Here is a 14048-nt window from a genome sequence, read left to right on the forward strand (position 1 = left end):
TGATGCATTGAAGTATTATAACAATCAGTTACAGCGAGAACAGAAGCATTCCTGTTTGATAATGAATAATAATTAACAGATATTTGTTGCATTAACAGCCGAGACCTGTTAGATACAGTGCTCTTTTTACGTGCGTGCCGTACCAGGAAATGAAATGACAGTACATTGCAAGGAACTGGAGAGGCACATTCAGGCGGTCTGTAGGGGTATCGTTGTCCCTGCTTGGTTATTATATTTTCGATTTACCGCCTATTCCTTCCATTGCAGATGACGTTTGACCGCCTCTCCTTTGGGATTAACCCAATTAGTATTACAGGATGTACCATGTCTAATGATTTTCTTACCGTTATGCCGCAGACTTTTTCCGACCTCGGACTTATCGAACCACTCTTAAAATCTCTCGAAAAATCTGGTTACACAGAGCCTACTCCAATTCAGGCTAAAATGATCCCCCACGTAATGGCGGGACAGGATGTTGTCGGTCAAGCCCAAACCGGTACTGGTAAAACAGCCGCTTTTGCACTTCCTTTGCTCAACCAGCTCCGCCCCAACAAGAAAGCACGCCCAACTGTACTTGTACTTACTCCGACACGAGAACTGGCCATCCAGGTATGTGAAGCGTTTAAAACATATGGCGCCAACATGAGCCATCTTCGTGTTCTACCAATTTTTGGTGGGCAGGACTATTCCGGACAACTTCAGGCTCTTGAACGTGGTGTGCATATTGTTGTAGGAACTCCAGGCAGAGTTATGGACCATATGCGCAGAGGCAGCTTGAATCTCAGCACCATTCAGACTCTTGTTCTTGACGAAGCTGATGAAATGCTGAAAATGGGATTCCTCGACGATGTTGAATGGATTCTTGAGCAGGCTCCGAAAGAGCGCCAGATAGCGCTTTTCTCCGCAACCATGCCGAGTTCTATTCGTAAGATCGCAGGAACATATCTCAACGAACCTGTAGAGATTACCATTAAGAGCAAGACAGTTACTGCTTCTACTATTACACAGAGCTTTATTACTACTAGCGGTTTTAATGCAAAACGTGTGGCACTTGCCCGTATCCTTGAAGCTGAGGATTTTGACGGCATGCTTATATTTGTTCGAACCAAGATTCAGACCGTTGAATTAGCAGAATATATTTCCGAACTTGGATACTCATGTTCCGCACTTAACGGTGACATGGTTCAGAACCAACGCCTTCGTACTGTTGAGCAGTTAAAAGCAGGTAAGCTTGATATATTGATTGCAACAGACGTTGCTGCCCGCGGCCTTGATGTTGAACGCGTCAGCCATGTACTGAACTTTGATATTCCTTTTGATACAGAAGCATACATCCATAGAATCGGCAGAACCGGTCGCGCAGGTCGTACAGGCCAGGCAATTCTTTTCCTCACTCCACGTGAGCGCTCTATGCTGAAAGCTATCGAACGTGCTACCAAGCAAAAAATCGATTCAATGCAGTTGCCATCAATTTCGGCTATCAACACCAAGCGAATAGCCAAATACAAAAACCAGATTACAGAGACACTCGCTACTGACTGTTCATTTTTCACAAAACTTATAGAAGAGTTTTGCCAGGAAAATGATACCCCCCCAGAGGTCGTCGCTGCTGCTCTTGCTAAAATGGCGCAGGGTAAGACCCCGCTGCTGTTAAAAGAAGAGCCACGAAAAGAATTTTCTCGTGATCGCGATCAGCGACGTACCAGAAATGATGACACCAGAAAAAACACCAGAGAACGCAGCCCACGAAAACCACGACCAGTAGCTGGACCTGTTGAAGACGGCATGGACAGATACCGCATCGAACTCGGTGAGGCACATGGCGTAAAGCCGGGCAACATCGTTGGTGCTATCGCCAATGAAGCGGACATAAGCAGCGATTACATAGGACGTATTGCAATTTTTGACGATTACAGTACAGTTGACCTGCCCTACGGTATGCCCAATGAGGTTCTTAAACTTCTGCAGGGTGTACGTATTAACGGACGCCCGATGAAGGCCAAAAAGGATGATTCTCCAGTTGCTACCGCTCCAGCTCGTCCGAGTGGACGCAGCGGTAAGCCAGGTTCAGGTTATGGAAACGGAAAGAACTTCAAAGGTTCCCGCCGTAAAACTCAGACCCGAAACAAATCATTCGCTGCACCTGCTGCAAAGTAAATTGCAGCCATCGGCTTAACGTCCGATCAAGAAAATATTACTACACTGGGCGGTATCTCTTACATATGTAAGGGTTACCGCCTTAGTCATTTTATACATATCGAGTCATGCTACAGAATACATTTTGCCATATACCCGGAATAGGCCCGGCTACTGAAAAACGGTTATGGAGCGCAGGTATCACTAACTGGGGACAATGGCAGGAACCTTCTCCAGTCCGATTGCCAAACAGCAGCAAAATAGAGATTGTGGACATCCTTGAGCACTCCTGTAACGCACTGGACGACGACCCTTCCTATTTCACTAATCAACTCGCCTCACACGAAGTATGGCGAATTTTCCCGCAATACAGACATCTGACCGCCTACATAGATATTGAAACCACAGGTCTTGGCGATGATGCCGACCTCACTACAATTGCGCTCTACGATGGCAACGAGGTTAAATATTATGTTAATGGGAAAAACCTTGACCAATTTCTGGAAGATATCTGGAAATACAAGGTCCTCGTCACCTACAACGGTAAAGTTTTCGATATCCCGTTTTTAGAAAGATATTTCAGAATAACCCTGAACCATGCGCAGATAGACCTGCGTTATATCCTTGCCCGTCTCGGATTTAAGGGTGGTTTAAAAGGCTGTGAGAAAATGCTTGGTATTGACCGTGGCGGCCTTGATGGTGTTGATGGGTATTTTGCGGTATTGCTTTGGAAAGAGTATGAAAACTACAACGATGAGAGCGCACTCGAAACACTGCTTGCCTATAATATTGAGGATACAGTGAATCTGGAGCAATTGATGATTGAAGCCTATAATCGCAATATCTCCCAGACACCTTTTGCTAAAGAATTGAAAATACCGGCTCCGATACAACCACAACTACCGTTTCAGGCTGATCTCGCCTGTGTACAACGGGTAAAACGTCGCTACGCATTGTGATATACCTGCGCAGCCTAAGTGCTTATGGAATATATACACTTAGGCTGCACAGGTAGTAGTTTGTTTTTCTAAAAAACAACCAAGCCTGAGAAAGTTTAAACAGTTACTATATCACCTTCTTTGGCAAAAAATACTTCAGTATCTCCACCATATTTTCCAGGATCGCAATACTCTTTTGCCATTTCATCTATCTGGGCGTCAGTTCTGTCTGGATCATGATGAAACAGTGCCAGTTTTTTTACCCCAACCCTGTTTGCCGATTCAATGACATGTTCAACCGTTGAATGGCCCCAGCCAACTCTGCCGTTTGCATACTCATCGGCTGTGTATTGACTATCATGGATCAGCAGGTCAGCACCGGCATAAAATTCTTCAATCACTTCATTTTGTTCCTTTGCGACCTCTTCCCCTTCATAGGCCATAGCCTCATCATAATCAGGATGCTCGGGATCAGTTATAAAAAGATTGCGAAACGGCTCGGTATCATAACAGGTGCAGACTTTTTTATCCTTGTACTCGAATCTATACCCCAACGCAGTGATAGGGTGATTCAGCAGCTTTGTTACCACATTGAGCCCATCTCCCAAATCAATACCAGGGTTTTCCTTCAACCGGACATACTCAATGTCTGAAGCAAGCTCACCCATATTTACTGGAAAATAGCGGTATTTCATCTGACCACCGACAACATCCTCAAGAGGATCATCCTCAAAGGTCACCGGACCAAAAACCTTAAGCTTTGTGCCGGGAATATATATGGGTGTGAAATACGGAAAACCCATGATGTGATCCCAATGTGTGTGGGAAAGAAATATGGCCGTATCAATCGGTCCTTTTGGAAGGTCATTTTGCAGCAGATAGGTACCGAGTTCGCGAATGCCCGAACCGGCATCTACAATTATTAAGCGCTCATCGGCACCAACTCGTAATTCGATGCACGCACTGTTCCCACCGTATTTCTGGGTATTGGGTCCCGGACAGGGAATAGATCCGCGGACACCCCAAAACCGGACTTTCATCGCGCTCCTGTGTAAGTGATAGGTATAATGTATTACATACTGAAAGGGTCAAAAAACGATTTCGACGGGTTCGGCAACCAGGTGTGCCGGTCAGTCCTGAACACACTTTCGTAACAGGCATCTATCTTATATTTGTAAAAACACTTCGGCTTTTCGAATTTCTTCCTGCACATCCTCACTGATTGTACCAAAATCCTCAACGCTTATATTGAGAAGACTCAGCAGATGTAAAACGTCTACTTCACTCGGGAATGAGTTACCCGCATAACCGATATCAAGGATATTCGTGTACGAATTACCAAGCGCAACGAACGCCACCTGTTCAGCAAGTTTTCCCTCGAGGCCATCAACATCATGATGACGTGAGATACAGGTTGTGATTACTTCGTTGAGTTTCCACTTCTCTGCAATCATAAATCCAACTTCCTGATGATCTATTCCAAGCACCTCTCTCTCAACTTCAATAAGCGGAAGTTGTTCCTCTTTGGCAATTCTCAATACATCTATATATTCATCACCAAAAGGAATTTTACCAAGATCATGCAAAAGGCCGGCAACAAAAAGTTCCTCCCGCTCCATAACCGGTACATCCTTTATGGCGGCTAGCATCTTGGCGCTTACCCCGGCTCCGATAGTATGGGCCCAGAATCGTGAAGTGGGTAGAGCTTTAGACTTCTTGGCTCCGGCGACAGTACGGATGATAGCAGTACTTAGAGCCATGTTCTTAACCGTGTTCATACCCAGCATAGTAATTGCACGAGTAAGTGAGGTAATCTTTGTGACAAGTGAATAATAGGCAGAGTTAATAAGTTTTAGCACCTGACCGGTTAAAACTGGATCCAGTGATATAACTTTGTTCAACTCATTAGGTGAGGCATCAGTGCGGCTACAGATTTCCATAACCTTCCCAACCGTAGTTGACAGGCTCGGCATCTTTTTTATGAACCGCTCGATATCTTTTCTCTGTTTATCTTTATCCAAGCTCATAAGCTCAGGTCCTTGAAGAGCCTAAAATTTCAATGTAATACAGCGTAAATACCAGCCTTCTAAAGCATTGTATCGAAAGAAACAGGTCAGGTCAAGAAACTGCCTCAGCTAACTCACTAAACAAATTGAGAGACCTGATTACAAAGTGTCTATGAGTCAGGAAATATCAGAGAACTTTACAGCATCAGCATAAGCAAAGGTGGTTCCTCCAAAGATATCAAGTGCACTCCCGACGGTAGCATCCATCTTCCCTTTACCAATTTCCCGTATCAGTTGCATATCACTAATATTACGAATTCCCCCCGCATACGTAGTGGGTATCGGTGACCATTTGGCCAGCTTGCTTACCAGATCTATCTCAATTCCGGAGCATTTACCTTCAACGTCTGCCGCATGAATTAAAAACTCATCACAGGAGGCAGCCAGATCTTCGAGAATTTCAGGAGAAATGATTACGTCAGTAAACTTCTGCCATCTGTCGGTAACTATGAGATAGTCGTCACCGCGTCTTCGACAGCTCAAATCAAGCACGAGTCGCTTTTTTCCTACTGTGCGTACTAACTTTGCCAGACGCTGTCTGTCAATCTTGCCATCCTGGAACACATAAGAGGTCACGATAACATGTGATGCACCGAAATCGAGCCATTCAGGCGCATTCTCGGCGGTAATACCACCACCTATCTGCATACCACCAGGCCAGGCCGCCAGAGCATCTTTTGCTGCTCCGTCATTTCCAGAACCAAGCTTAATGATATGGCCACCAGTGAGATTGTCTGCACGATACAACTCAGCATACCAGGAAGAAGGTTTATCTGCGGTGAAATTTGTTTTCAGCGCCTCAGGACTTTCATCATTTAGAGATGATCCAACTATCTGTTTCACCTTCCCGTTATGCAGATCTATACAAGGTCTGAATCTCATGGTCCCCTCAACACGTAAAAAACAAATAAAAAAAAACGGGATACCCGCTTTTGCGGACATCCCGTTTTAAGATCAAACTATCACTACTCAGCAGCTCTGATAATATACTTCTGCAGCTTAGCCTTTCTGGATAAGCATGGTAGAAGGATCAAGCTTGAGGGTAGTGCCGGGATCAACTGTACATTCTTCACATTTGAGAATGTCCAGGTTGATCTCATCACCCTCTGGGTTGATAAGCAGAACTGTGTCAAACAGGTCATCAATTTCGTGGCAAGGTGCAGGAACGCCATCTGTACTAACGCGATCGTCTTCACGATGACGTACAGCGGAAAACCAGATCATTTTCAGACCACGCTGTTCCATGAACTCGCGCATTTCCTGAACGGTTTCGCGATCTGCTGAAGTGAAATCAAAACCATCAATGATGAGACACTCTGGCTTATAGATGTTCTGCTCTACAAGATCATCGAGACGCTCTTCGAGAATTGCTTTAGAAAAAGAGCTTTCTTTGAAGGTCATGATCATTCTGTTCTTCATAACTTCTGGAATTGACTCTACAGTCTCACCCTCGGTCAGAAGAGAGAGAATATCGTCGTACCAGCTTCTTGTCTTGTCTACCGTCTCGCCGATAGAAACGTGCAATACTTTATTACCAACAAGCATGCAGTCGAGTGCGAACTGTACCAGAATAGCGGTCTTTCCAAGTCCGGCTCTGGACATAACCAGACCCATATTACGGATTCCGTCTTTGGCCTTCTCCTCAAGGCCTAAGGCCTTAAGGGGATTATTCACTACTAAATCGTTGTTTGCCATGGCAAATCACCTCTATATTTTTCGTGTTTGCGTGCACTACTTTCCTATGCAGCCAACAGTCAGGTGCACTCAAGTACACCTGATATAATCTCTTTCTAGTACGTTATGATTTTAGAATCAACCTTTCTTCTTCTCATCCTGATACGCCTTGATCAGTTCTTCACTAACTGTCTTCGGTACAGGTTTGAAGCTTGCGAACTCCATGGTAAACTCTGCTTTACCCTGGGTAAGGGAACGGAGTACGGTTGAGTAACCAAACATTTCAGAGAGTGGTACTTCGGCTTCAATTACAGTATAGAGGCCTTCTTCCATAGAACCGATAATCATACCGCGACGCTGATTGATAGAGCCCATAACAGCACCCTGAAACTCGGAAGGACCCTCAACAGCAACCTTCATGATCGGCTCAAGGATCTGCGGCTTAGCTTTCATGTAACCTTCTTTGAAAGCGCCTACAGAAGCGAGCTGGAAAGCAACGTCAGAGGAGTCAACTGCGTGGTAAGCACCATCGTTGATGGTACATTTAACACCGGTGATAGGAGCGCCGATGAGGGAACCTTTAGCAATTGCCTTCTGGAAACCTTTGTCACAGGAGCTGATGAATTCACGTGGAATAACACCACCAACAATCTTGTCTTCGAATTGGTAATCACCTTCTTCAAGTGGCTCAAGGAAACCAGCAACACGACCAAATTGACCGGAACCACCAGTCTGCTTCTTGTGTGTGTAGTTGAAATCAGCACGCTGAGAGATAGCCTCACGGTATGCAACCTGTGGAGCACCGACCTCAACTTCAGCCTTGTACTCACGCTTCATACGCTCAGTGTAAACCTCAAGGTGAAGCTCACCCATACCGGAAATGATTGTCTCGTTGGTTTCTTTGTCAACGTAGGAGCGGAAGGTAGGATCTTCTTTGGTAAATCTGTTCAGCGCCTTGGACATGTTAACCTGCGCCTTGTTATCAACAGGAATGATAGCAAGGGAGATAACCGGCTCAGGAATATGCATAGAAGTCATAGAGCATGAAATCTTGTCGTCACAGAAGGTGTCACCGGAAGCACAATCAATACCAAAGAGTGCTACGATATCACCAGATCCACATGAATCAATCTCTTCCATCTCGTCAGAATGCATACGGCAGAGACGACCGATCTTTACTTTCTTACCGGTACGGCTGTTGAATACGGTGTCACCTTTATTCAGAGTACCTTGATAGGTACGAATATAGGTGAGCTGACCGTAACGACCATCTTCAAGTTTGAAAGCAAGCGCTACAAGCGGATCAGCTGGATCGTTAGTCACCTGTATTTCCTGCTCATTATTCTTGAGATCAAGTGCATTATTAATGACATCAGTTGGAGCTGGAAGGTACTGTTCTACCGCATCAAGAAGCTTCTGAACACCTTTATTCTTGTAAGCAGAACCCATAAGAACAGGGGTGAACTCAAGTGCAAGGGTACCCTTACGGACTGCGTCCCAAATCAGATTGTGTGGAATGTCTCCACCTTCGAGCAACGCTTCCATCAACTCTTCAGAGAACATTGAAATCTCTTCAAGCAGAGCTTCACGGCGCTCTTCTGCTTCAGCGAGCATATTTGCAGGAATCTCTTCTTCGCGAATTATCTCACCGTTTTCGCCATCGAAGTAAACCGCCTTCATGATTACCAGATCAACAACACCTTGGAGATCATTCTCGAGGCCGATCGGCATCTGCATCATATGGGCGTTAAGAGCAAGTTTATCCCGAAGCTGACCGGTGACTTTTTCTGGATTAGCACCGGTACGGTCACATTTGTTGATGAATGCAATACGTGGAACGTTGTAACGGGTCATCTGACGATTAACGGTAATCGACTGGGACTGTACACCACCAACGGAGCAAAGAACCAGAATAGCACCATCAAGAACCCTCAATGCACGCTCAACCTCAACGGTAAAATCAACGTGGCCCGGAGTATCGATAATGTTAATATCAATATCTTTCCAGGAACAGTAAGTAGCTGCGGATTGAATCGTAATTCCACGCTCTTTCTCCAGTTCCATGGAGTCCATCTTCGCGCCTACACCATCCTTGCCGCGAACCTCATGAATTGCATGGATCCTGTCGGTGTAAAACAGGATACGCTCGGTCAGGGTTGTTTTTCCTGAATCGATATGGGCACTAATACCAATATTGCGTACTTTAGTTAAATCTGTGTTCATGGCTGCTATCCTTTACCAACTCTGCACACCGGAAAATCTCCGGCCCCACTGTAAATCGTTTGGGTAATGAAATAAAATAAGGAGCTAAAGCTCCCTGCAACTCCGTATTTGGATGATATGATTCATTTCAAATCAGGAATTGTACTCTGTCATTATCGCCCCTCTCGTTACCTATGGGGCATAGGGTTCCCAACATCGGTACCTGCAAATATACGTTTATCAGCTATACCTTCAGGAAAGGGAACAAGTAATCTACAAAAAAACACGCTTAATCAGGCAGCTTGAACTGCGAGACCAGCGAAAATCTGTTCAAAAAACCAAGAAGATTACATCAAACCTAACATTAAAGCTATAAAAAAAAGGGGCTCTGTTACTTTTGCGCATAGCTTCAGCTCCTGTTTTTTCGTAATTTCCTTCGCCGAAAAGACATAATAATCGTGTGGAGTCAATTATTCTCAAACAAATACTGAACTTATACATATTGAATTCAACACGTTACCATCAAAAAATCCACGCACAAGTATTTACGGTCCTAATACGCCAGTGGAAGTCTGAAGTATCAGGTAAGCATTTTACAATTCAACTTCAAGCAAAAATACGTAGTTTCAGACAGAAGAGTCTATGCTCACTCTTTTTTTACCACGATCTCCCAAACTGCCTGCAGCTGCGATTTTTAACACCGATATACGTTAGGCAAATATTTTGAATTCTCGGATTTACGGTAAGAGAGTCAGGATGATCAGCGCGTAATTATTCTTTAATATCGTGAATACAGAAAGGGATAGTGCCAAGAATAGCAGTGTAGCATTCTGAGAAGAATATGTCTCACGGTGAAAAATTGACAACCCGACCACAAGCCCCCCCCCACTTCTATTATTGCATGCCGCCGGGTTGTCAATCTAAGCGTTTTTATTCATTAAGCAATGTGAATAAATCTGGTTACAAATTCACATTACGAATAATATACAAAAATATCTATAGACATAATAAATGTCCAGTAAGTAACCGGTAAAGGCAAAAGACTCGTACTTACCATATAATTACTGGTCACCTAAATCCTGAAGGATTATGACATGGGGCGTATTTATAAAGAAGTGGTTGACCTTGTACGATATCATTACCACATCCAGTCAGTAATATTTTAGAGAGTAGCGGTTCATTAGCCTCACTCTTAACTATTTGAGCGAGCGGGAGTAAACGAATATGACAAACCAAGAGCTGAAGTGTACGCTTCTTATCTGTGAAGATGATATATCCATTTTAGATATGCTGACTGACTATTTTAGCGATCTTGGAGCAAAAATAATTTCCACATCCGATGGTGGAAAAGCACTCGAGCTCATTAAATCAAGCCGTCCTGATATTGTCTTGCTCGATGTAGTGCTGCCAAATCAAGATGGGATTTCCATTGTCAAAGACATCAGGGATAACTCACTGGACGTTCCTGTAATCCTCATGACGGAAAAGAGTAGTATCGACGACAGGGTTCTCGGGCTTGATTCCGGAGCAGACGATTACCTGTGCAAACCTTTCAGCCCCAAAGAATTATTTGCTCGCGTAAAAGCGCAATTGCGCCGTTTACCTGCCTCATCAGATAAAACCGCTAAAACTCTACAATTCAACACGTTACGTATCAATCCATTAACACGTGAAGTTTACAACAAAAGCAGTCTAGTAACTGTAACCAAAACAGAATTTGATGTGCTGTATTATCTTGCGAAAAAGCATCCTGAAGTGATTGCTCATGAAGAATTGTTTTCCAAGGTTCTTGGTTATAATCCGGGCGTCGAAACCAAAGCCCTTACCATGCATGTCATGAATTTAAGGAAAAAATTCAGAAAACATGATATAGATGACGTCGAAATAACGGCTGTCCCAGGTGTTGGATACAGATTCACTACGCATAGCGACGCATAACATCACGGAGGCCGAATTAAACCTTAATACACTTAGCTACATCATGAAATTTACAATTCGGTCTCTCTGTGCCTCTCGGTCTCTTTGTTGCAAAACTTTTCTAGTTTTTACCCTCTTCCTGACCTGCTCACTCATATTGTTACCTCAGGTAAACGCTGATGAGCTGATATCTGTACACGTAAAGAAAGGAACTAATCTTATTCATCTGGCGCGGGATTATTGTACCAGCCGCACAGCCTGGAAAGAAATCGCTCAAGCCAACCAACTGAAAGAACCCTATATAATCCAAGAAAATAGTACACTCCTCATTCCATTACGTCTGCTCCTTACTGAAGGCCTTTCTGCCCAGGTGGCGTATGTAAGTGGTTCAGTAGAACTTCTGGAAACTTCCGGTCATCGCCGGACCCTCAAGTCAGGTGAACATATCTATACCGGGCAGTCTGTTGTGACAGGATCTGATGGCTATATACAACTGATCTTCCCAGACAAGAAGTTCACCAGGATAGAACCCGACAGTCAGTTAACTATCACCTACCTTTTCAAGCTCCTTGATGGTGCTGTTAAAGCTGAGTTATATCTCGAGCAGGGACGCCTTGTTCACAACGTTAAGAAAAAACTTAAAAAAAGTGATTCCTTCAACACGCGAACAGCCGTTTCCATAACCGGAATTCGAGGTACTGAATTCCGGATGAAAATGGAAGACGACTCGACAAACGTCGTGGAAACCCTAAGAGGCTTGGTACAACTGAAAAATAGCGACAGCCAGCAGGTATTACTTAAAAAGGGTGAAGGCTCACGGGTAAAGCAAGGTGAAAGTATAGCACCACCCAAGCCACTCCCTTCTTCACCTGTACCACCTCAATTGGCAGATGTTTATCGTACCCTGCCAATTAGTATCAAGCTCCCAGCCATGCAGGACGTTAAATATATTCGGCTGCGGGTAGCAAAAGATACTGAAGGCAATCGATCTGTTATTGAACAACTTGCTGCACCTGATGAAGAACTCTTAATCATGTCGCTGGAAGATGGCAAATATAGCGCATTTTTCACTGCAGTGAACCACGAAGGTTTTGAGAGTCCTGCAGCACAACCTGTTTCACTTACAGTGAGAACAGTTCCTGCCGCACCGGTGATTTCATCTCCCAAAAATGCTTACACAAGCTGGGACGAAAAACTTGAGATGCGTTGGCTACGATCGGATCAGGCTGAGAAATATCATACAGAACTCGCAAAAGATGAGCATTTCAATGACATTATTGAAAATTTAGTTACAGATAATCCCGCCTATCTCACTCCAAGACTTGAGCAGGGAACCTATTATTTTCGTGTAAAGGCAATTGCAGCTGACGGCTTTAACAGTAACTACTCGCAGCATGTTCAATTCTCTAAAGTAGCTCAGCCAGCGATGGGCAAGGTCGAAGGTTCAACCACTGAGGGTATCCACCTGCAATGGCCGGTAATTATGAAAAACTGTACATACGATATGCAAATTGCTAAAGATATACACTTTGCTGATATTTTTACGAGTGAAGCGGCTCTTACAGAAAACAGTTTTACCCTAGATAGTTATGTTGCCCATGGTACATATTACGTACGAATCAGGGCCACTCTCGAGAATGGTTTGCAGAGTCAATGGGCGCCAGCACAAAAACTCTACATAAAGCCTGAACCGCTAACCTGGAAACATGCTGTGATGGGCCTTTCTTTTCTAGCTCTCATCGCTCTCTGATTTCTGTCAGCGACATGACACGACGATTCCTTCCTATGCTTGCCGGGATACTTTTTATTCTGGTGTTGCAACAAAGTGGTTTGATCAATGGGTTGCAGAGCAATATTGAGGATCTGCTTTTTGAGTTGCGCGGTCCACGGACACCATCTCATTCCATAATCGTCATCGGTGTAGATCAAAAGAGTCAGGACATGTTAGGCTCCTGGCCTTTTCCCCGAGATCTACATGCAGCGCTTCTGGCTCGAGTATCTCAGGCTGCCGCCATTGGTTTTGATTTCCTTTTCACTGCCGAAACACACCATGACAGACCGTTCTCATCGGCAATGAAAAGTGATCCTCCAGTAATTCTTGCCATCGCCCGTACAACTGGTGATACATATCAGGTCCCGTCCCTGTCTCTATCTGGTTATAGCCAGATCGGACACGTGGAGACACTTCGTGGTCGTGACGGTATTGTAAGAGAAGTGATTCTTGAAGAGAATTCAAAGACACCGTCGCTCGCGCTCGCTTTATATCGCGAGGCAGGTTTAGCCGAAATACAATCAGCCTACTCAACTCCACTTCGAATTAATTATCTTGGACCTCAAAAGACCTTTCTCACTATTTCCTACGCAGATGTCATCGCAGGAAAATATAATAGCGAAAACGGAGCATTTTTTACCGACAGTTTTATCCTCGTAGGAGCAGACGATCCCGCATTAGGAGATACACATACAACACCTTACAGCATTAAGTCCGGCTCTCCGGGAGTGGAAATTCAAGCGAACATCCTTCACAACCTGTTATCACATAATTTTCTACAATCACTGAACTGGTTGAACTGGCTCCTTTTATCTATACCTATTGTGCTTGCTTTAGGATTATGGCCAAATCATAGTGAGCAGCTTAATATTGCAATAAATTCTATTGCAATATTACTCGTCTTTTCATTAGCAATTCTCCTTTTCTATCACGATGCTGTCATCGATATTGTAACACCACTGATACTTCTTATATCCAGTTACATGTTCCATCTATTAATTCATGTTATTCTACTAACAACACAGGTTTTCAGGCAGGTAGATTCGTTAGACAGGCAGTTACACAACGATCTGGATCGACTGTACCACACAATTCCATCCCACCTTGATACTCAACAGGCCAATTCTTGTAGACGGTTAGCACCAGATATCTCAACGGGTTTTCTGGAAATGGAATCAGCCTCTCATGCGCTTGGCCTGCAACATGATTTTATTGAAAAGCTCCTCTCACTGGAATCTCCTCCATTAATTCTTTGGGAAAAGATAAATGGATCCCCATGTCTAACTAATAGGTTGTTTGATGAATTATGGCATGAAACTCAAGAGATCCATTCAGGTCCACCAG

The 14048-nt window shown here is 44.2% G+C and carries 10 protein-coding genes (1 of these 10 cut by a window edge); 5 read left to right on the plus strand and 5 right to left on the minus strand.

The genetic code is table 11. From position 1 onward, the window contains the following. The first annotated feature begins 324 nt into the window (after window positions 1-324). On the plus strand, window positions 325-2157 hold the full coding sequence (locus tag FCL46_RS17930; RefSeq protein ID WP_136810505.1) for a DEAD/DEAH box helicase: 1833 nt from the start codon (window positions 325-327) through the stop codon (window positions 2155-2157). Between the two features lie 107 nt (window positions 2158-2264). Beyond that, window positions 2265-3095 (plus strand): ribonuclease H-like domain-containing protein, encoded by an 831-nt coding sequence (locus FCL46_RS17935; protein WP_136810506.1) that lies wholly within the window; start codon window positions 2265-2267, stop codon window positions 3093-3095. Between the two features lie 95 nt (window positions 3096-3190). Here the strand turns inward: FCL46_RS17935 and FCL46_RS17940 are convergent, their stop codons facing one another. The 5 genes from FCL46_RS17940 to fusA all read right to left on the minus strand — a co-directional run bounded on the left by FCL46_RS17940 (window position 3191) and on the right by fusA (window position 9037). Beyond that, window positions 3191-4114: an MBL fold metallo-hydrolase gene (locus FCL46_RS17940; RefSeq protein ID WP_136810507.1), complete on the minus strand. Its 924-nt coding sequence runs from the start codon at window positions 4112-4114 to the stop codon at window positions 3191-3193. A 126-nt stretch (window positions 4115-4240) separates the two neighbouring features. After that, the gene (locus tag FCL46_RS17945; RefSeq protein WP_136810508.1) at window positions 4241-5101 is read right to left on the minus strand and encodes an HDOD domain-containing protein; all 861 of its coding nucleotides are present in this window, start codon (window positions 5099-5101) and stop codon (window positions 4241-4243) included. A gap of 156 nt (window positions 5102-5257) precedes the next feature. After that, the gene (gene hisA / locus FCL46_RS17950) at window positions 5258-6022 is read right to left on the minus strand and encodes a phosphoribosylformimino-5-aminoimidazole carboxamide ribotide isomerase (RefSeq protein WP_136810509.1); all 765 of its coding nucleotides are present in this window, start codon (window positions 6020-6022) and stop codon (window positions 5258-5260) included. Between the two features lie 117 nt (window positions 6023-6139). Then, on the minus strand, window positions 6140-6835 hold the full coding sequence (locus FCL46_RS17955) for a P-loop NTPase family protein (protein ID WP_136810510.1): 696 nt from the start codon (window positions 6833-6835) through the stop codon (window positions 6140-6142). 117 nt (window positions 6836-6952) lie between these two features. Next, a complete protein-coding gene (gene fusA, locus FCL46_RS17960; protein WP_136810511.1) occupies window positions 6953-9037 on the minus strand; it encodes an elongation factor G in 2085 nt (694 codons plus the stop codon). A 1203-nt stretch (window positions 9038-10240) separates the two neighbouring features. Here fusA and FCL46_RS17965 point away from each other — a divergent pair. From FCL46_RS17965 to FCL46_RS17975, 3 genes are all read left to right on the plus strand, one after another. Next, window positions 10241-10954: a response regulator transcription factor gene (locus FCL46_RS17965; RefSeq protein WP_136810512.1), complete on the plus strand. Its 714-nt coding sequence runs from the start codon at window positions 10241-10243 to the stop codon at window positions 10952-10954. A gap of 136 nt (window positions 10955-11090) precedes the next feature. Further along, the gene (locus FCL46_RS17970) at window positions 11091-12683 is read left to right on the plus strand and encodes a FecR family protein (RefSeq protein WP_167506089.1); all 1593 of its coding nucleotides are present in this window, start codon (window positions 11091-11093) and stop codon (window positions 12681-12683) included. Between the two features lie 14 nt (window positions 12684-12697). Then, window positions 12698-14048 carry the 5' portion of a CHASE2 domain-containing protein gene (locus FCL46_RS17975; RefSeq protein WP_136810514.1) on the plus strand. 908 nt of this gene lie beyond the right edge of the window, so 1351 of the gene's 2259 nt are visible here — the first part of the coding sequence; its start codon is at window positions 12698-12700; its stop codon lies off the right edge, out of view.

Origin of the sequence: Desulfosediminicola flagellatus, assembly GCF_005116655.2 — a bacterium.
In the GTDB taxonomy this organism is placed as follows: Bacteria; Desulfobacterota; Desulfobulbia; order Desulfobulbales; family Desulfocapsaceae; genus Desulfopila; species Desulfopila flagellata.

Excerpts from the sequence above, each read along its gene's own strand:
- hisA (WP_136810509.1), bottom strand. The coding sequence starts at position 6,022 with ATGAGATTCAGACCTTGTATAGATCTGCATAACGGGAAGGTGAAACAG.
- FCL46_RS17955 (WP_136810510.1), bottom strand. The coding sequence starts at position 6,835 with ATGGCAAACAACGATTTAGTAGTGAATAATCCCCTTAAGGCCTTAGGC.
- FCL46_RS17935 (WP_136810506.1), top strand. The coding sequence starts at position 2,265 with ATGCTACAGAATACATTTTGCCATATACCCGGAATAGGCCCGGCTACT.
- fusA (WP_136810511.1), bottom strand. The coding sequence starts at position 9,037 with ATGAACACAGATTTAACTAAAGTACGCAATATTGGTATTAGTGCCCAT.
- FCL46_RS17965 (WP_136810512.1), top strand. The coding sequence starts at position 10,241 with ATGACAAACCAAGAGCTGAAGTGTACGCTTCTTATCTGTGAAGATGAT.
- FCL46_RS17945 (WP_136810508.1), bottom strand. The coding sequence starts at position 5,101 with ATGAGCTTGGATAAAGATAAACAGAGAAAAGATATCGAGCGGTTCATA.
- FCL46_RS17940 (WP_136810507.1), bottom strand. The coding sequence starts at position 4,114 with ATGAAAGTCCGGTTTTGGGGTGTCCGCGGATCTATTCCCTGTCCGGGA.
- FCL46_RS17930 (WP_136810505.1), top strand. The coding sequence starts at position 325 with ATGTCTAATGATTTTCTTACCGTTATGCCGCAGACTTTTTCCGACCTC.